Here is a 19,444-nt window from a genome sequence, read left to right as displayed (position 1 = left end):
TAAAAAAGGCCCCACTTTCGTGGAGCCTTTATTGTACGCTTTTTACTGTACGATTTCAGTCAAATCTAATTACATAGATTGAGTGAAGGTACGAGTAATAACGTCCTGCTGCTGTTCTTTAGTCAGCGAGTTGAAACGTACTGCGTAGCCAGATACACGGATGGTCAGCTGCGGATATTTTTCCGGGTTTTCCATCGCGTCGAGCAGCATTTCACGGTTCATCACGTTAACGTTCAGGTGCTGACCACCTTCGATGGATGCTTCGTGGTGGAAGTAACCATCCATCAGACCAGCCAGGTTGGTCTTACGAACTTCGTCGTCTTTACCCAGTGCGTTCGGAACGATAGAGAAGGTGTAGGAGATACCATCTTTAGCGTAAGCAAACGGTAGTTTAGCAACGGAAGTCAGAGACGCTACAGCACCTTTCTGGTCACGACCGTGCATCGGGTTAGCACCCGGTCCGAACGGCGCGCCAGCACGACGACCGTCTGGGGTGTTACCAGTTTTCTTACCATACACAACGTTAGAAGTGATGGTCAGAACAGACTGAGTCGGGATAGCGTCACGGTAGGTGTGCAGTTTCTGAATTTTCTTCATGAAACGTTCTACCAGGTCAACAGCCAGGTCATCTACACGCGGATCATTGTTACCAAACTGCGGGTATTCGCCTTCGATTTCGAAGTCGATAGCCAGACCGTCTTCGTCACGAATCGGTTTAACTTTCGCATATTTGATTGCAGACAGGGAGTCAGCAGCAACGGACAGACCAGCGATACCACACGCCATGGTGCGGATAACGTCACGGTCGTGCAGCGCCATCAGAGAGGCTTCGTAGCTGTACTTGTCGTGCATGTAGTGGATGATGTTCAGTGCAGTGATGTACTGTTTAGCCAGCCAGTCCATGAAGTGATCCATGCGCTCCATCACTTCATCATAGTTCAGGACATCGCCTTTGATCGGTTCAGACTTCGGACCAACCTGCATTTTCAGTTTTTCGTCAACGCCGCCGTTGATTGCGTACAGCATGGTTTTCGCCAGGTTTGCACGCGCACCGAAGAACTGCATTTGTTTACCAACGATCATCGGGCTTACGCAGCAAGCAATAGCGTAGTCATCGTTGTTGAAGTCCGGACGCATCAGGTCATCGTTCTCATACTGCAGAGAAGAGGTGTCGATGGACACTTTAGCGGCGAATTTCTTGAAGTTCAGCGGCAGTTTTTCAGACCACAGAATGGTCATGTTCGGTTCCGGAGACGGACCCATGGTGTACAGGGTGTTCAGGAAACGGAAGCTGTTTTTGGTAACCAGGGTACGACCGTCGAGGCCCATACCACCGATAGATTCGGTTGCCCAGATCGGGTCGCCAGAGAACAGTTCATCGTACTCCGGAGTACGCAGGAAGCGAACCATACGCAGTTTCATGACCAAGTGGTCAACCATTTCCTGCGCTTCTTGTTCGGTGATCTTGCCAGCTTTCAGGTCACGTTCGATGTACACATCCAGGAAGGTGGAGGTACGACCGAAGGACATTGCAGCACCGTTCTGAGACTTAACAGCAGCCAGGTAGCCGAAGTAAGTCCACTGGATAGCTTCCTGAGCGTTGGTAGCCGGACCAGAGATGTCGTAGCCGTATTTCGCAGCCATTTCTTTCATCTGACCCAGAGCGCGGTGCTGTTCAGCGATTTCTTCGCGCAGACGGATAGTCTGTTCCAGGTTTACGCCGTTTTCCAGATCAGCCTGCAGAGAAGTGAACTGTGCCAGTTTGTCTTTCATCAGGTAGTCGATACCGTACAGCGCAACGCGACGGTAGTCACCGATGATACGGCCACGGCCATATGCATCTGGCAGACCGGTCAGAACACCAGATTTACGGCAACGCAGGATGTCCGGAGTGTAAACGTCGAACACGCCCTGGTTGTGAGTTTTACGGTATTCAGTGAAGATTTTTTTGATCATCGGATCCAGTTCGCGGTTGTACGCTTTGCAGGAACCTTCGATCATTTTGATACCACCGAACGGGATAAGAGCACGTTTCAGCGGAGCTTCAGTCTGCAGACCAACGATTTTCTCAAGCTGCTTGTTGATGTAGCCAGCGTCGTGAGAGGTGATGGTGGAAGCAACAGCGGTGTCAAAGTCAACTGGCGCGTGAGTGCGGTTTTCCAGTTTAACGCCTTCCATTACTTTGTCCCACAGGGTGGTGGTCGCTTCAGTAGCGCCAGCCAGGAAGGACTCGTCACCCTCGTACGGAGTGTAGTTTTTCTGAATGAAGTCACGGACGTTTACTTCATTCTGCCAGTCACCTTTGGTAAAACCTTCCCAGGCTGTGGCTAACTTTTCATTAAGCTCGGACATGTAACACCTACCTTCTTAAGTGGATTTTTTATTTACTGCGTACTTCGACAACCATTAATGGTGGTCGTTTTCACGCAGGTAAATGACCCAGTATGTCAACCCAACCAACAAACCACCACCGATAATGTTGCCGATCGTAACCGGAATCAGGTTATCAGTGATGAAATTCATCACGGTCAGGTGAGAAAAATTTTCCGGTGCAGAACCGACTGCGGTCCAAAATTCCGGGGATGCGAAGTCGCGGATTACAATACCCATCGGGATCATAAACATGTTTGCGATACTGTGCTCAAAACCGCTGGCAACAAACATCGCGACCGGCAGCACCATAATGAACGCTTTGTCCATCAGGCTGCGGCCAGAATAACTCATCCATACTGCCAGACATACCATCAGGTTTGCCAGGATACCAAGACAGACGGCCTCAATAAAAGTATGGTGCACTTTGTGGTCGGCGGTTTGTAGGACGTTTAGTCCCCATTGACCATTTGCGGTCATATACTCGCCGGAAAGCCACATTAAAAGTACAAACAGCAGTGCGCCGACCAGGTTGCCAAAATAGACATTTAGCCAGTTTTTCGCCAACTGACCCCAGGTGATGCGCCCACTCGCCTTAGCAACAACAATCAACACGGTGGAAGTAAAGAGATCGGCTCCGCAGACAACACAAAGAATCAGCCCCAGAGAGAAGCAAATGCCGCCAACCAGTTTTGCCATGCCGAAGGGCATTGTGCCTGTGCCAGTGGTTGCTGTGATATAGAAGACGAATGCGATTGAGATGAAAACACCGGCGGTAATCGCCAGATAGAAAGTCTTAAGCGGATGTTTCGTTGCTTTATAGACACCCGCCTCTTCGGCCACTTTGGCCATTGCAGCAGGAAGTAAAAGATCAAAAGGGTTGTCAGCTTTCACACTAACTCTCTCTTTATTAAGTCGGCGACGAGATACTAACAAAGCATTATAGATGAGAAATTGATATAGATCATATCTCGCCTGGCTTATAGGCCCGTAACTCGCATGGTTTTTATGCAAATACGGAGTAAATATTTGATTATCCAAATAAAAATAAATTTTAAAAATTAACAAATGAGTTGAATTTTTTCCGCATCCTCCGCTAAAACAGTTAATTAAAAGGGAGCATCAGGCGAATAAAGTAACAATATCGATCGTATTTATTAAATACAAATTACCGATATTTAACCTTATAATTACAATTATTTTATTAATGCAAATATATGTAAAGCGGGGCATTAAAAAAACGCCCCGTAATATAACTCAGACTAATCATTAAGCCTACATTGCGTAGGCTATTTGATTTTATTTTGCCCAGAATGCTGCTTTGGCGCGCTGCAGCTTTTCGTAGGCCTTCAACAACGACTGATGTGCAGCAAACGCGTGCAGATCGCTATCTACCGGTTGCAGGCCGTAAAACGCCGCTTCGCCGCTCATTGCCGCACTGGCGGCTTCTACGGCATCTGCGCCGTACATGCGAACAAACGCATTCAGATATTGCAGCGGCTGGCGATCTTCTTCCTGTGCCAGTAATAACAACGTTTGCAGGCAGCGATAATAGTTGGCGCGTTCCGGACTAAATACTGATGAGTTAAACTCCATCGTCCATTCGGTCCAGACCAGAGCCTGTTCCAGATCGCCACCAGCCAGCGCCAGCATGGCTTTTAATTCACCGATACGCAGGGTGTACCAACCGTTATCCGACCCGGTCGCCAGACCCAACAGCTCACGCACGCGGGTAAAGTCATCAAAACCTTCTTCATCCAGTTGCTCGATGAGGTTCAGGTAATCTTCTTTTTCCCACTCGCTGCCTGGTAGCGAAAGAATCGTTTCACGTAAATGGCTGCCCATACTGTTATTCGCGAGCCACAGATCTTCAGCCGGATAAATATCGGACATGCCAGGCACGATAATGCGGCAAGCGTAGACACCCAGATGCTCGTAATCGGCAATATAAACTTCTTTATCTTCCTTTTTGAAGATAGCCATCAGCGTGGCGAACTCTTCTTCCGTGGTGCCGGAGAAATTCCAGTCCACAAACGGATAATCGGCATCCTGCTTGAACAGGTCCCAGGAGATTAAACCGCTGGAATCGATAAAGTGCGTTTCGAGGTTGGTATGTTCAGCGACTTCTTCATCATCGAAGGTTGGCGGAGTAAACACATCCAAATCTTTCAGGCCACGACCTTGCAGCAGCTCGGTCACGGTACGTTCCAGTGCTACGCCAAAATCAGGATGCGCACCGAAAGAGGCAAAGCAGGTACCGTTAGCAGGATTGAACAGTACCACGCAAATCACCGGATACTGGCCGCCAAGCGAACCGTCATAAGCGAAGATTGGGAAACCCTCCGCTTCCAGCGTTTCGATGGCTTCAACTACTGCTGGGTAACGCGCCAGCACGTCTGCCGGGATCTCTGGCAGGCTGATGCTTTCAGCAATAATGCGGTTTTTCACGTAGCGTTCGAAAACTTCAGACAATCCCTGAACGCGTGCTTCGTTGCGGGTATTACCTGCGGACATACCGTTGGAGACGTACAGGTTACCAATGATATTCATCGGAATATAAACGGTCTGATTGTCGGACTGACGCGTAAACGGCAGGCCGCAAATACCACGATCTTCGTTACCGGATTGTAGGTCAATCAGCATGCTGCCGGTCAGTTCATTCTCCGGATCATAAAACGCGCGCAGACGGTCATCGAGTAGTCCTTCTGGCACATCGTCATTTTCGATCAGTGGGAACCATTTTTCGTTGGGATAATGCACGAACGGACCGTTGGCGATGGTTTCGCCCAGCCAGAAATCAGCAAAAAAGTAGTTGGTTGAGAGACGCTCGAAATATTCACCAAGTGCAGAAGCCAGCGCCGCTTTTTTGGTTGCGCCTTTACCGTTGGTAAAACACAGTGCGCACTCTTTGTCGCGAATATGTACAGACCAGACGTTAGGCACAGGATTCAGCCAGGAGGCCTCTTCAATCTGAAAGCCGAGGTCTGAAAGTTTTTGCTGGAAGCGAGCGATGGAATCTTCCAGAGCGGCATCTTTGCCGGGGATAAATGTTTGCGTCATGAAAATCACTTTAGTCGTACGGAAAGCGCGCAATAATACGGGTTTTATCTCAAAGGCGCTATCACCGCCGCCATGCCGATGAACTGTTGACTATGCTTTTAGCGGATAAACCACGATAAGAGCATAAAAATGAAGGCGTTCGATCTCCACCGTATGGCATTTGATAAAGTGCCTTTTGATTTCCTTGGCGAAGTTGCACTACGTAGTCTTTATACCTTTGTACTGGTTTTTTTGTTCCTCAAAATGACCGGAAGACGCGGTGTGCGACAGATGTCGCTGTTTGAAGTGTTAATCATTCTCACGCTGGGTTCAGCGGCGGGAGATGTGGCGTTTTATGATGATGTGCCGATGGTGCCGGTACTTATCGTCTTTATCACTCTGGCGTTGTTATACCGCCTGGTAATGTGGTTGATGGCGCACAGTGAAAAACTGGAAGATTTACTGGAAGGTAAGCCGGTTGTTATTATTGAAGATGGCGAGCTGGCCTGGTCGAAACTCAATAACTCCAACATGACGGAATTTGAGTTCTTTATGGAGCTACGATTGCGTGGCGTGGAGCAGCTGGGGCAGGTACGTCTGGCGATTCTCGAAACCAACGGGCAAATCAGTGTCTATTTCTTTGAAGATGACAAGGTGAAACCGGGTTTACTTATTTTACCCAGTGATTGTACGCAGCGTTACAAAGTGGTGCCGGAGTCGGCGGACTATGCCTGTATTCGTTGTAGTGAAATCATTCATATGAAAGCGGGGGAAAAACAATTATGTCCGCGCTGTGCAAATCCAGAATGGACGAAGGCAAGTCGGGCAAAACGGGTGACCTGACAGTAAAAACATCGGCTTTTTGCTAATAATCCGAGAGATTCTTTTGTGTGATGCAAGCCACATTTTTGCCCTCAACGGTTTTACTCATTGCGATGTGTGTCACTGAATGATAAAACCGATAGCCACAGGAATAATGTATTACCTGTGGTCGCAATCGATTGACCGCGGGTTAATAGCAACGCAACGTGGTGAGGGGAAATGGCTCAAATCTTCAATTTTAGTTCTGGTCCGGCAATGCTACCGGCAGAGGTGCTTAAACAGGCTCAACAGGAACTGCGCGACTGGAACGGTCTTGGTACGTCGGTGATGGAAGTGAGTCACCGTGGCAAAGAGTTCATTCAGGTTGCAGAGGAAGCCGAGAAGGATTTTCGCGATCTTCTTAATGTCCCCTCCAACTACAAGGTATTATTCTGCCATGGCGGTGGTCGCGGTCAGTTTGCTGCGGTACCGCTGAATATTCTCGGTGATAAAACCACCGCAGATTATGTTGATGCCGGTTACTGGGCGGCAAGTGCCATTAAAGAAGCGAAAAAATACTGCACGCCTAATGTCTTTGACGCCAAAGTGACTGTTGATGGTCTGCGCGCGGTTAAGCCAATGCGTGAATGGCAACTCTCTGATAATGCTGCTTATATGCATTACTGCCCGAATGAAACCATCGACGGTATCGCCATCGACGAAACGCCAGACTTCGGCAAAGATGTGGTGGTCGCCGCCGACTTCTCTTCAACCATTCTTTCCCGTCCGATTGACGTCAGCCGTTATGGCGTGATTTACGCTGGCGCGCAGAAAAATATCGGCCCGGCTGGCCTGACAATCGTCATCGTTCGTGAAGATTTGCTGGGCAAAGCGAATATCGCGTGTCCGTCGATTCTGGATTATTCCATCCTCAACGATAACGGCTCCATGTTTAACACGCCGCCGACATTTGCCTGGTATCTATCTGGTCTGGTCTTTAAATGGCTGAAAGCGAACGGCGGTGTAGCTGAAATGGATAAAATCAATCAGCAAAAAGCAGAACTGCTATATGGGGTGATTGATAACAGCGATTTCTACCGCAATGACGTGGCGAAAGCTAACCGTTCGCGGATGAACGTGCCGTTCCAGTTGGCGGACAGTGCGCTTGACAAATTGTTCCTTGAAGAGTCTTTTGCTGCTGGCCTTCATGCACTGAAAGGTCACCGTGTGGTCGGCGGAATGCGCGCTTCTATTTATAACGCCATGCCGCTGGAAGGCGTTAAAGCGCTGACAGACTTCATGGTTGAGTTCGAACGCCGTCACGGTTAATGCCGAAATTTTGCTTAATCCCCACAGCCAGCCTGTGGGGTTTTTATTTCTGTTGTAGAGAGTTGAGTTCATGGAATCCCTGACGTTACAACCCATCGCTCGTGTCGATGGCACTATTAATCTGCCCGGTTCCAAGAGCGTTTCTAACCGCGCTTTATTGCTGGCGGCATTAGCACACGGCAAAACAGTATTAACCAATCTGCTGGATAGCGATGACGTGCGCCATATGCTGAATGCATTAACAGCGTTAGGGGTAAGCTATACGCTTTCAGCCGATCGTACGCGTTGCGAAATTATCGGTAACGGCGGTCCATTACACGCAGAAGGTGCCCTGGAGTTGTTCCTCGGTAACGCCGGAACGGCAATGCGTCCGCTGGCGGCAGCTCTTTGTCTGGGTAGCAATGATATTGTGCTGACCGGTGAGCCGCGTATGAAAGAACGCCCGATTGGTCATCTGGTGGATGCGCTGCGCCTGGGCGGGGCGAAGATCACTTACCTGGAACAAGAAAATTATCCGCCGTTGCGTTTACAGGGCGGCTTTACTGGCGGCAACGTTGACGTTGATGGCTCCGTTTCCAGCCAATTCCTCACCGCACTGTTAATGACTGCGCCTCTTGCGCCGGAAGATACGGTGATTCGTATTAAAGGCGATCTGGTTTCTAAACCTTATATCGACATCACACTCAATCTGATGAAGACGTTTGGTGTTGAAATTGAAAATCAGCACTATCAACAATTTGTCGTAAAAGGCGGGCAGTCTTATCAGTCTCCGGGTACTTATTTGGTCGAAGGCGATGCATCTTCGGCTTCTTACTTTCTGGCAGCAGCAGCAATCAAAGGCGGCACTGTAAAAGTGACCGGTATTGGACGTAACAGTATGCAGGGTGATATTCGCTTTGCTGATGTGCTGGAAAAAATGGGCGCGACCATTTGCTGGGGCGATGATTATATTTCCTGCACGCGTGGTGAACTGAACGCTATTGATATGGATATGAACCATATTCCTGATGCGGCGATGACCATTGCCACGGCGGCGTTATTTGCAAAAGGCACCACCACGCTGCGCAATATCTATAACTGGCGTGTTAAAGAGACCGATCGCCTGTTTGCGATGGCAACAGAACTGCGTAAAGTCGGCGCGGAAGTGGAAGAGGGGCACGATTACATTCGTATCACTCCTCCGGAAAAACTGAACTTTGCCGAGATCGCGACATACAATGATCACCGGATGGCGATGTGTTTCTCGCTGGTGGCGTTGTCAGATACACCAGTGACGATTCTTGATCCCAAATGCACGGCCAAAACATTTCCGGATTATTTCGAGCAGTTGGCGCGGATTAGCCAGGCAGCCTGAATGAACAACGGGCAATAAATAGCCAAATCTTTCTTTATCAAAACGTCGGCACAATGTCGGCGTTTTTTTTCGGACCTTGTGAGTCATTTTGATTAATGGTAGCGTCGCTTGTCAATGTAAGTTGTTGATACATAATATTTATATATGATTAATCAACGGATGATTCACATGAAGAATACTAAATTACTGCTGGCGATTGCGACCTCTGCAGCATTACTGACAGGGTGTCAAAATACCCACGGTATTGATACCAATATGGCTATCAGCTCCGGTTTAAATGCCTATAAAGCAGCAACATTAAGCGATGCCGATGCAAAAGCGATTGCCAATCAGGGCTGTGCCGAAATGGACAGCGGCAATCAAGTCGCAAGTAAATCCAGCAAGTACGGTAAACGTCTGGCAAAAATCGCCAAAGCATTGGGTAACAATATTAATGGCACGCCGGTCAACTATAAGGTTTATATGACCAGCGACGTCAACGCATGGGCGATGGCGAACGGCTGTGTCCGTGTCTACAGTGGCCTGATGGACATGATGAATGACAACGAAATTGAAGGTGTTCTGGGCCATGAACTGGGCCACGTCGCGTTGGGTCACTCGCTGGCTGAAATGAAAGCTTCTTATGCGATCGTTGCCGCACGCGATGCCATTTCAGCTACCAGCGGTGTGGCTTCCCAGCTTTCCCGCTCACAATTGGGTGATATCGCAGAAGGCGCTATTAATGCTAAATACTCCCGTGATAAAGAGTCCGAAGCAGATGATTTCTCCTTTGATCTGTTGAAGAAACGTGGCATCAGCACCCAGGGGCTGGTTGGCAGCTTTGAAAAACTGGCTAGTCTGGATGGCGGTCGCACCCAGTCCATGTTTGACTCTCACCCACCATCAACAGAGCGTGCGCAACACATCCGTGATCGTATCGCCTCTGGTAAGTAAATCATTGTCATCTTTCGGGCTGGTCTTCTGCCAGCCCGCTATAATTGCGCAATAAATCCCCATCTGAATACAGACAAAACTGGTTTTTGCACACAACGTTAACGATTTGTGGCGTCGGCGCGTATAATGCGCGCGGTTATGTTAACGGTACGCCTGTTTTAAGGAGATAAAGATGACGGCAATTGCCCCGGTTATTACCATTGATGGCCCAAGCGGTGCAGGGAAAGGCACCTTGTGTAAGGCTATGGCGGAAGCATTGCAATGGCATCTGCTGGATTCGGGTGCAATTTATCGCGTACTGGCATTGGCGGCATTACATCACCATGTTGATGTTGCGTCAGAAGATGCGCTGGTACCGCTGGCATCCCATCTGGATGTACGTTTTGTGTCAACCAATGGCAATCTGGAAGTGATCCTCGAAGGGGAAGATGTCAGCGGCGAAATTCGTACTCAGGAAGTGGCGAATGCAGCTTCACAAGTCGCGGCATTCCCACGCGTTCGTGAAGCATTATTGCGTCGCCAACGCGCGTTTCGCGAATTACCAGGCCTGATTGCCGATGGCCGCGACATGGGAACGGTGGTATTCCCTGATGCGCCAGTGAAAATTTTCCTTGACGCCTCCTCGGAAGAACGTGCACATCGCCGCATGCTACAGTTGCAGGAGAAGGGCTTTAGTGTTAACTTTGAGCGCCTTTTGGCCGAGATCAAAGAACGCGACGACCGCGATCGTAACCGAGCGGTAGCGCCACTGGTTCCGGCAGCCGATGCTTTAGTGTTGGATTCCACCACCTTAAGCATTGAGCAAGTGATTGAAAAAGCGCTACAATACGCGCGCCAGAAATTGGCTCTCGCATAAGCGACCGAATTTGCAGTACCCCCGTTGCAATGGAATGACAGCGGGTATGTTAAACAACCCCATCCGGCATGGAGCCAGGTGGACGTTAAATATAAACCTGAAGATTAAACATGACTGAATCTTTTGCTCAACTCTTTGAAGAGTCCTTAAAAGAAATCGAAACCCGCCCGGGTTCTATCGTTCGTGGCGTTGTTGTTGCTATCGACAAAGACGTAGTACTGGTTGACGCTGGTCTGAAATCTGAGTCCGCCATCCCGGCTGAGCAGTTCAAAAACGCCCAGGGCGAGCTGGAAATCCAGGTAGGTGACGAAGTTGACGTTGCTCTGGACGCAGTAGAAGACGGCTTCGGTGAAACTCTGCTGTCCCGTGAGAAAGCTAAACGTCACGAAGCCTGGATCACGCTGGAAAAAGCTTACGAAGATGCTGAAACTGTTACCGGTGTTATCAACGGCAAAGTTAAGGGCGGCTTCACTGTTGAGCTGAACGGTATTCGTGCGTTCCTGCCAGGTTCTCTGGTAGACGTTCGTCCGGTGCGTGACACTCTGCACCTGGAAGGCAAAGAGCTTGAATTCAAAGTAATCAAGCTGGATCAGAAGCGCAACAACGTTGTTGTTTCTCGTCGTGCCGTTATCGAATCCGAAAACAGCGCAGAGCGCGATCAGCTGCTGGAAAACCTGCAGGAAGGCATGGAAGTTAAAGGTATCGTTAAGAACCTCACTGACTACGGTGCATTCGTTGATCTGGGCGGCGTTGACGGCCTGCTGCACATCACTGACATGGCCTGGAAACGCGTTAAGCATCCGAGCGAAATCGTCAACGTGGGCGACGAAATCACTGTTAAAGTGCTGAAGTTCGACCGCGAACGTACCCGTGTATCTCTGGGCCTGAAACAGCTGGGCGAAGATCCGTGGGTAGCTATCGCTAAACGTTATCCGGAAGGTACCAAACTGACTGGTCGCGTGACCAACCTGACCGACTACGGCTGCTTCGTTGAAATCGAAGAAGGCGTTGAAGGCCTGGTACACGTTTCCGAAATGGATTGGACCAACAAAAACATCCACCCGTCCAAAGTTGTTAACGTTGGCGATGTAGTGGAAGTTATGGTTCTGGATATCGACGAAGAACGTCGTCGTATCTCCCTGGGTCTGAAACAGTGCAAAGCTAACCCGTGGCAGCAGTTCGCGGAAACCCACAACAAGGGCGACCGTGTTGAAGGTAAAATCAAGTCTATCACTGACTTCGGTATCTTCATCGGCCTGGACGGCGGCATCGACGGCCTGGTTCACCTGTCTGACATCTCCTGGAACGTTGCAGGCGAAGAAGCAGTTCGTGAATACAAAAAAGGCGACGAAATCGCTGCAGTTGTTCTGCAGGTTGACGCAGAACGTGAACGTATCTCCCTGGGCGTTAAACAGCTCGCAGAAGATCCGTTCAACAACTGGGTTGCTCTGAACAAGAAAGGCGCTATCGTAACCGGTAAAGTAACTGCAGTTGACGCTAAAGGCGCAACCGTAGAACTGGCTGACGGCGTTGAAGGTTACCTGCGTGCTTCTGAAGCATCCCGTGACCGCGTTGAAGACGCTACCCTGGTTCTGAGCGTTGGCGACGAAGTTGAAGCTAAATTCACCGGCGTTGATCGTAAAAACCGCGCAATCAGCCTGTCTGTTCGTGCGAAAGACGAAGCTGACGAGAAAGATGCAATCGCAACTGTTAACAAACAGGAAGATGCAAACTTCTCCAACAACGCAATGGCTGAAGCTTTCAAAGCAGCTAAAGGCGAGTAATTCTCTGACTCTTCGGGATTTTTATTCCGAAGTTTGTTGAGTTTACTTGACAGATTGCAGGTTTCGTCCTGTAATCAAGCACTAAGGGCGGCTACGGCCGCCCTTAATCAATGCAGCAACAGCAGCCGCTTAATTTGCCTTTAAGGAACCGGAGGAATCATGACCAAGTCAGAATTGATAGAAAGACTTGCCACCCAGCAATCGCACATTCCCGCCAAGACGGTTGAAGATGCAGTAAAAGAGATGCTGGAGCATATGGCCTCGACTCTTGCGCAGGGCGAGCGTATTGAAATCCGCGGTTTCGGCAGTTTCTCTTTGCACTACCGCGCACCACGTACCGGACGTAATCCGAAGACTGGCGATAAAGTAGAACTGGAAGGAAAATACGTTCCTCACTTTAAACCTGGTAAAGAACTGCGCGATCGCGCCAATATTTACGGTTAAGTTTTTACTCAAACTTGAACGCGAGAAAAGCACCTGTCGGGTGCTTTTTTCATTTCTCTAATCAGGAACTGGAAGCTGCCTCGCAGAGTTTTGAGCAGTTTTCACCCTTTCGTTAAATTCTTCTGAATGTGCCTCGGGGAACGCAAAATTCCCACCAGACAACCGCTCAACAAAGTTGCACACTTTCCATAAACAGGGAGGGGTGCATGAAAATAACGACAGTCGGCGTATGCATAATTTGCGGAATTTTTCCGTTGCTGATTTTGCCCCAATTGCCTGGGACATTAACCCTTGCGTTTCTGACTCTCTTCGCCTGCGTACTGGCATTTATCCCTGTTAAAACCGTCCGTTATATCGCGCTGACGTTGCTGTTTTTCGTTTGGGGCATATTATCAGCAAAGCAAATTTTGTGGGCAGGAGAAACCTTAACTGGCGCGACGCAGGATGCAATTGTTGAGATCACTGCAACTGACGGCATGACCACTCATTACGGTCAAATTACTCATCTACAAGGTCGACGTATATTCCCTGCGCCAGGCCTTGTGCTGTATGGCGAATATCTTCCGCAAGCGGTTTGTGCTGGACAACAATGGTCAATGAAACTCAAAGTTCGTGCAGTTCATGGCCAACTTAATGATGGCGGCTTTGATAGCCAGCGTTATGCCATTGCCCAGCATCAGCCGCTCACCGGCCGTTTTCTGCAGGCAAGTGTCATTGAACCGAATTGTAGCCTGCGTGCACAGTATCTGGCGTCACTACAAACAACGCTGCAACCCTATCCGTGGAATGCGGTTATTCTTGGTTTAGGTATGGGGGAACGGTTATCCGTCCCCAAAGAAATCAAAAATATCATGCGCGATACTGGAACGGCGCATTTAATGGCGATATCGGGATTGCACATCGCTTTTGCGGCGTTGCTGGCTGCCGGACTCATTCGCAGTGGACAAATTTTTCTGCCTGGGCGCTGGATCCACTGGCAAATACCATTAATTGGCGGAATCTGCTGTGCTGCTTTTTATGCCTGGTTGACGGGAATGCAACCTCCTGCATTGCGTACCATGGTGGCGCTTGCTACGTGGGGAATGCTTAAGTTAAGTGGGCGACAGTGGAGTGGCTGGGATGTATGGATATGTTGTCTGGCGGCAATTTTGCTGATGGATCCTGTTGCCATTCTCTCGCAAAGTTTATGGCTCTCTGCCGCTGCGGTCGCGGCATTGATATTTTGGTATCAGTGGTTTCCCTGTCCTGAGTGGCAACTGCCGCCGGTATTGCGTGCAGTTGTTTCCCTCATCCATCTGCAACTGGGAATCACACTTCTGCTTATGCCCGTGCAAATCGTCATATTTCATGGCATTAGTCTGACCTCGTTTATTGCAAATCTATTAGCAATTCCCTTGGTGACATTTATCACGGTTCCGTTGATCCTCGCCGCGATGGTTGTGCATTTAAGCGGGCCGTTAATCCTGGAGCAAGGGTTATGGTTTCTTGCCGACCGGTCTTTGGCTTTACTTTTCTGGGGGTTAAAGAGTTTGCCGGAAGGGTGGATCAACATTGCTGAATGTTGGCAATGGCTATCATTTTCCCCATGGTTCTTACTGGTGGTATGGCGATTAAACGCCTGGCGAACGTTGCCAGCAATGTGTGTGGCTGGAGGCTTGCTGATGTGCTGGCCGCTGTGGCAAAAACCTCGACCTGACGAGTGGCAGGTGTACATGCTTGATGTCGGGCAAGGGCTGGCAATGGTGATAGCCAGAAACGGCAAAGCGATTCTCTATGACACAGGACTGGCCTGGCCTGAAGGGGATAGTGGGCAACAACTGATTATCCCCTGGCTCCACTGGCATAATCTTGAACCGGAAGGCGTTATTCTGAGCCATGAACATCTGGATCACCGGGGAGGGCTGGATTCAATATTGCATATATGGCCGATGTTATGGATCAGAAGTCCGTTAAACTGGGAACATCATCAGCCCTGTGTGCGTGGCGAAGCGTGGCAATGGCAAGGATTGCGTTTCAGCGCGCACTGGCCTTTACAAGGTAGCAACGATAAAGGAAATAACCATTCCTGTGTGGTTAAGGTTGATGACGGGACGAATAGCATTCTTCTAACCGGTGATATTGAAGTCCCCGCTGAACAAAAGATGCTAAACCGTTACTGGCAGCAAGTGCAGGCAACATTGCTTCAGGTACCTCACCATGGCAGTAATACCTCATCATCGTTGCCATTAATTCAGCGAGTGAATGGAAAAGTGGCACTCGCATCGGCATCGCGCTATAACGCATGGCGACTGCCCTCTAACAAAGTTAAGCATCGCTATCAACTGCAAGGATATCAATGGATTGATACTCCACATCAAGGTCAAACAACGGTCAATTTTTCAGCGCAAGGCTGGCGGATTAGCAGCCTCAGGGAGCAAATTTTACCTCGTTGGTATCATCAGTGGTTTGGCGTGCCAGTGGATAACGGGTAGAATATGCGGCTATTTCAACAAATGCTGGTTTTTTGAATGCATAACGACAAAGATCTCTCTACGTGGCAGACATTCCGCCGACTGTGGCCAACCATTGCGCCTTTCAAAGCGGGTCTGATCGTGGCGGGCGTAGCGTTAATCCTCAACGCAGCCAGCGATACCTTCATGTTATCGCTCCTTAAGCCACTTCTTGATGATGGCTTTGGTAAAACAGATCGCTCCGTGCTGGTGTGGATGCCGCTGGTGGTGATCGGGCTGATGATTTTACGTGGTATCACCAGCTATGTCTCCAGCTACTGTATCTCCTGGGTATCAGGAAAGGTGGTAATGACCATGCGTCGCCGCCTGTTTGGTCACATGATGGGAATGCCAGTTTCATTCTTTGACAAACAGTCAACGGGTACGCTGTTGTCACGTATTACCTACGATTCCGAACAGGTTGCTTCTTCTTCTTCCGGCGCACTGATTACTGTTGTGCGTGAAGGTGCGTCGATCATCGGCCTGTTCATCATGATGTTCTATTACAGTTGGCAACTGTCGATCATTTTGATTGTGCTGGCACCGATTGTTTCGATTGCGATTCGCGTTGTATCGAAGCGTTTTCGCAACATCAGTAAAAACATGCAGAACACCATGGGGCAGGTGACCACCAGCGCAGAACAAATGCTGAAGGGCCACAAAGAAGTATTGATTTTCGGTGGTCAGGAAGTGGAAACGAAACGCTTTGATAAAGTCAGCAACCGAATGCGTCTTCAGGGGATGAAAATGGTTTCAGCCTCTTCCATCTCTGATCCGATCATTCAGCTGATCGCCTCTTTGGCGCTGGCGTTTGTTCTGTATGCGGCGAGCTTCCCAAGTGTCATGGATAGCCTGACTGCCGGTACGATTACCGTTGTTTTCTCTTCAATGATTGCACTGATGCGTCCGCTGAAATCACTGACCAACGTTAACGCCCAGTTCCAGCGCGGTATGGCGGCTTGTCAGACGCTGTTTACCATTCTGGACAGTGAGCAGGAGAAAGACGAAGGTAAGCGCGTGATCGAGCGTGCGACTGGCGACGTGGAATTCCGCAATGTCACCTTTACTTATCCGGGACGTGACGTACCTGCATTGCGTAACATCAACCTGAAAATTCCGGCAGGGAAGACGGTTGCTCTGGTTGGACGCTCTGGTTCAGGTAAATCAACCATCGCCAGCCTGATCACTCGTTTTTACGATATTGATGAAGGCGAAATCCTGATGGATGGTCACGATCTGCGCGAGTATACCCTGGCGTCGTTACGTAACCAGGTTGCTCTGGTGTCGCAGAATGTCCATCTGTTTAACGATACGGTTGCTAACAACATTGCTTACGCACGGACTGAACAGTACAGCCGTGAGCAAATTGAAGAAGCGGCGCGTATGGCCTACGCCATGGACTTCATCAATAAGATGGATAACGGTCTCGATACAGTGATTGGTGAAAACGGCGTGCTGCTCTCTGGCGGTCAGCGTCAGCGTATTGCTATCGCTCGAGCCTTGCTGCGTGATAGCCCGATTCTGATTCTGGATGAAGCTACCTCGGCTCTGGATACCGAATCCGAACGTGCGATTCAGGCGGCACTGGATGAGTTGCAGAAAAACCGTACCTCTCTGGTGATTGCCCACCGCTTGTCTACCATTGAAAAGGCAGACGAAATCGTGGTCGTCGAGGATGGTGTCATTGTGGAACGCGGTACGCATAACGATTTGCTTGAGCACCGCGGCGTTTACGCGCAACTTCACAAAATGCAGTTTGGCCAATGATCGAAAAAATCTGGTCTGGTGAATCCCCTTTGTGGCGGCTATTGCTGCCACTCTCCTGGTTGTATGGCCTGGTAAGTGGCGCGATCCGTCTTTGCTATAAACTAAAACTGAAGCGCGCCTGGCGTGCCCCCGTACCGGTTGTCGTGGTTGGTAATCTCACCGCAGGCGGCAACGGAAAAACCCCGGTCGTTGTCTGGCTGGTGGAACAGTTGCAACAGCGCGGTATTCGCGTGGGGGTCGTATCGCGGGGATATGGTGGTAAGGCTGAATCTTATCCGCTGTTATTGTCGGCAGATACCACAACAGCACAGGCGGGTGATGAACCTGTGTTGATTTATCAACGCACTGATGCGCCTGTTGCGGTTTCTCCCGTTCGTTCTGATGCGGTAAAAGCCATTCTGGCGCAACACCCTGATGTGCAGATCATCGTAACCGACGACGGTTTACAGCATTACCGTCTGGCGCGTGATGTGGAAATTGTCGTTATTGATGGTGTGCGTCGCTTTGGCAATGGCTGGTGGTTGCCGGCGGGGCCAATGCGTGAGCGAGCGGGGCGCTTAAAGTCGGTTGATGCGGTAATCGTCAACGGCGGTGTCCCTCGCAGCGGTGAAATCCCCATGCATCTGCTGCCGGGTCAGGCGGTGAATTTACGTACCGGTACGCGTTGTGACGTTGCTCAGCTTGAACATGTAGTGGCGATGGCGGGGATTGGGCATCCGCCGCGCTTTTTTGCCACGCTGAAGATGTGTGGCGTACAACCGGAAAAATGTGTACCGCTGGCCGATCATCAGTCTTTGAACTATGCGGATGTCAGTGCGTTGGTAAGCGCCGGGCAAACGCTGGTAATGACTGAAAAAGATGCGGTGAAATGCCGGGCCTTTGCAGAAGAAAATTGGTGGTATTTGCCTGTAGACGCACAGCTTTCAGGTGATGAACCAGCGAAACTGCTTACGCAACTAACCTCGCTGGCTTCTGGCAACTAGTTACGCCGCGGCAGCGTTCGATTGATGGAGTCATGAATGTCGCTGCCGCACCTCTCCCTTGCTGATGCGCGTAATCTTCACCTTGCCGCACAAGGCCTGTTAAACAAACCCCGCCGTCAAGCGTCGTTGGAGGATATTCCGGCAACGATCTCCCGCATGTCCTTGCTGCAAATCGATACCATCAATATTGTTGCCCGTAGTCCATATCTGGTGCTTTTCAGTCGTCTGGGAAATTATCCTGCCCAGTGGCTGGATGAGTCTCTGGCGCGTGGCGAATTAATGGAATACTGGGCGCATGAAGCCTGCTTTATGCCGCGTAGCGACTTTCGTCTTATTCGCCACCGCATGCTGGCACCTGAAAAAATGGGCTGGAAATACAAAGACGCCTGGATGCAGGAACATGAGGCGGAAATTGCACAGTTAATTCAGCATATTCATGATAAGGGGCCGGTACGTTCAGCCGATTTTGAGCATCCTCGTAAAGGTGCAAGCGGCTGGTGGGAATGGAAGCCGCATAAACGGCATCTGGAAGGTTTATTTACTGCCGGAAAGGTGATGGTGATTGAACGGCGCAACTTCCAGCGCGTTTATGATTTAACCCACCGTGTCATGCCTGACTGGGATGATGAGCGCGATCTCGTTTCGCAAACAGAAGCAGAAATCATCATGCTGGATAACAGTGCGCGTAGCCTGGGAATATTCCGCGAACAGTGGCTGGCAGATTACTATCGGCTGAAACGTCCGGCACTGGCGGCGTGGCGCGAAGCGAGGGCTGAACAGCAGCAAATCATTGCTGTGCATGTTGAAAAATTGGGCAATCTTTGGCTGCATGCTGATTTGCTGCCGCTACTCGAGCGTGCGCTGGCCGGAAAGCTCACTGCAACGCACAGCGCGGTACTTTCGCCTTTTGATCCTGTTGTCTGGGATCGCAAACGCGCAGAGCAGCTTTTTGATTTTAGCTACCGGCTGGAGTGCTATACCCCAGCGCCGAAACGCCAGTATGGCTATTTTGTTCTGCCATTATTACATCGTGGGCAATTAGTTGGGCGAATGGATGCCAAAATGCATCGCCAGACAGGCATCCTTGAAGTTATCTCTCTGTGGTTACAGGAAGGCATTAAACCAACGACAATGCTGCAAAAAGGGTTACGTCAGGCGATTACTGATTTCGCGAGCTGGCAGCAGGCAACGCGGGTGACATTAGGACGCTGCCCGCAAGGTCTCTTTACTGATTGCCGCACTGGCTGGGAAATAGACCCCGTCGCATAAATGATTATGATAAGATTTATGCATTC

14 protein-coding genes are annotated in these 19,444 nt (G+C 49.9%); 11 read left to right on the top strand and 3 right to left on the bottom strand.

Annotation, left to right across the window (positions count from 1 at the left end):
• Positions 1-69: 69 nt before the first annotated feature.
• From pflB to ycaO, 3 genes are all read right to left on the bottom strand, one after another.
• Positions 70-2,352: a formate C-acetyltransferase gene (gene pflB, locus HGD79_RS06900; RefSeq protein ID WP_001292822.1), complete on the bottom strand. Its 2,283-nt coding sequence runs from the start codon at positions 2,350-2,352 to the stop codon at positions 70-72.
• Between the two features lie 54 nt (positions 2,353-2,406).
• On the bottom strand, positions 2,407-3,264 hold the full coding sequence (focA, locus tag HGD79_RS06895) for a formate transporter FocA (RefSeq protein WP_000642546.1): 858 nt from the start codon (positions 3,262-3,264) through the stop codon (positions 2,407-2,409).
• Between the two features lie 405 nt (positions 3,265-3,669).
• Complete coding sequence (gene ycaO / locus HGD79_RS06890) at positions 3,670-5,430, bottom strand: 30S ribosomal protein S12 methylthiotransferase accessory factor YcaO (protein WP_001585523.1); 1,761 nt, start codon at positions 5,428-5,430, stop codon at positions 3,670-3,672.
• Between the two features lie 129 nt (positions 5,431-5,559).
• Here ycaO and HGD79_RS06885 point away from each other — a divergent pair, with 129 nt between their 5' ends.
• The 11 genes from HGD79_RS06885 (at position 5,560) to ycaQ (ending at position 19,418) form a co-directional block, all read left to right on the top strand.
• A complete protein-coding gene (locus tag HGD79_RS06885; RefSeq protein ID WP_000642849.1) occupies positions 5,560-6,252 on the top strand; it encodes a DUF421 domain-containing protein in 693 nt (230 codons plus the stop codon).
• A 198-nt stretch (positions 6,253-6,450) separates the two neighbouring features.
• A complete protein-coding gene (serC, locus tag HGD79_RS06880; RefSeq protein WP_000057149.1) occupies positions 6,451-7,539 on the top strand; it encodes a 3-phosphoserine/phosphohydroxythreonine transaminase in 1,089 nt (362 codons plus the stop codon).
• Between the two features lie 70 nt (positions 7,540-7,609).
• Positions 7,610-8,893, top strand: a complete 1,284-nt coding sequence (aroA, locus tag HGD79_RS06875; protein ID WP_000445231.1) for a 3-phosphoshikimate 1-carboxyvinyltransferase — start codon at positions 7,610-7,612, stop codon at positions 8,891-8,893.
• A gap of 168 nt (positions 8,894-9,061) precedes the next feature.
• Positions 9,062-9,826, top strand: a complete 765-nt coding sequence (ycaL, locus tag HGD79_RS06870) for a metallopeptidase YcaL (protein ID WP_001295345.1) — start codon at positions 9,062-9,064, stop codon at positions 9,824-9,826.
• A 172-nt stretch (positions 9,827-9,998) separates the two neighbouring features.
• On the top strand, positions 9,999-10,682 hold the full coding sequence (gene cmk / locus HGD79_RS06865; RefSeq protein WP_000125016.1) for a (d)CMP kinase: 684 nt from the start codon (positions 9,999-10,001) through the stop codon (positions 10,680-10,682).
• Positions 10,683-10,792: 110 nt separating this feature from the next.
• On the top strand, positions 10,793-12,466 hold the full coding sequence (rpsA, locus tag HGD79_RS06860) for a 30S ribosomal protein S1 (RefSeq protein WP_000140327.1): 1,674 nt from the start codon (positions 10,793-10,795) through the stop codon (positions 12,464-12,466).
• Positions 12,467-12,625: 159 nt separating this feature from the next.
• Positions 12,626-12,910 carry an integration host factor subunit beta gene (ihfB, locus tag HGD79_RS06855; protein WP_000167336.1) on the top strand — a complete coding sequence of 95 codons (285 nt, stop codon included), beginning with the start codon at positions 12,626-12,628 and terminating at the stop codon, positions 12,908-12,910.
• 206 nt (positions 12,911-13,116) lie between these two features.
• On the top strand, positions 13,117-15,381 hold the full coding sequence (locus tag HGD79_RS06850; RefSeq protein ID WP_168848341.1) for a ComEC family protein: 2,265 nt from the start codon (positions 13,117-13,119) through the stop codon (positions 15,379-15,381).
• Between the two features lie 36 nt (positions 15,382-15,417).
• A complete protein-coding gene (gene msbA, locus HGD79_RS06845; protein ID WP_000551270.1) occupies positions 15,418-17,166 on the top strand; it encodes a lipid A ABC transporter ATP-binding protein/permease MsbA in 1,749 nt (582 codons plus the stop codon).
• Positions 17,163-18,149 (top strand): tetraacyldisaccharide 4'-kinase, encoded by a 987-nt coding sequence (lpxK, locus tag HGD79_RS06840; RefSeq protein WP_168848340.1) that lies wholly within the window; start codon positions 17,163-17,165, stop codon positions 18,147-18,149. Before msbA ends, lpxK begins: the two co-directional genes overlap by 4 nt.
• 36 nt (positions 18,150-18,185) lie before the next feature.
• Entirely contained in the window at positions 18,186-19,418 is a 1,233-nt protein-coding gene (ycaQ, locus tag HGD79_RS06835; RefSeq protein WP_000056498.1) for a crosslink repair DNA glycosylase YcaQ, read from the top strand.
• The last annotated feature ends 26 nt before the right edge of the window (positions 19,419-19,444 follow it).

Origin of the sequence: Escherichia sp. SCLE84, assembly GCF_012584495.1 — a bacterium.
Lineage (GTDB): Bacteria > Pseudomonadota > Gammaproteobacteria > Enterobacterales > Enterobacteriaceae > ECMA0423.
This window is presented reverse-complemented; position numbering and strand designations above follow the sequence as displayed.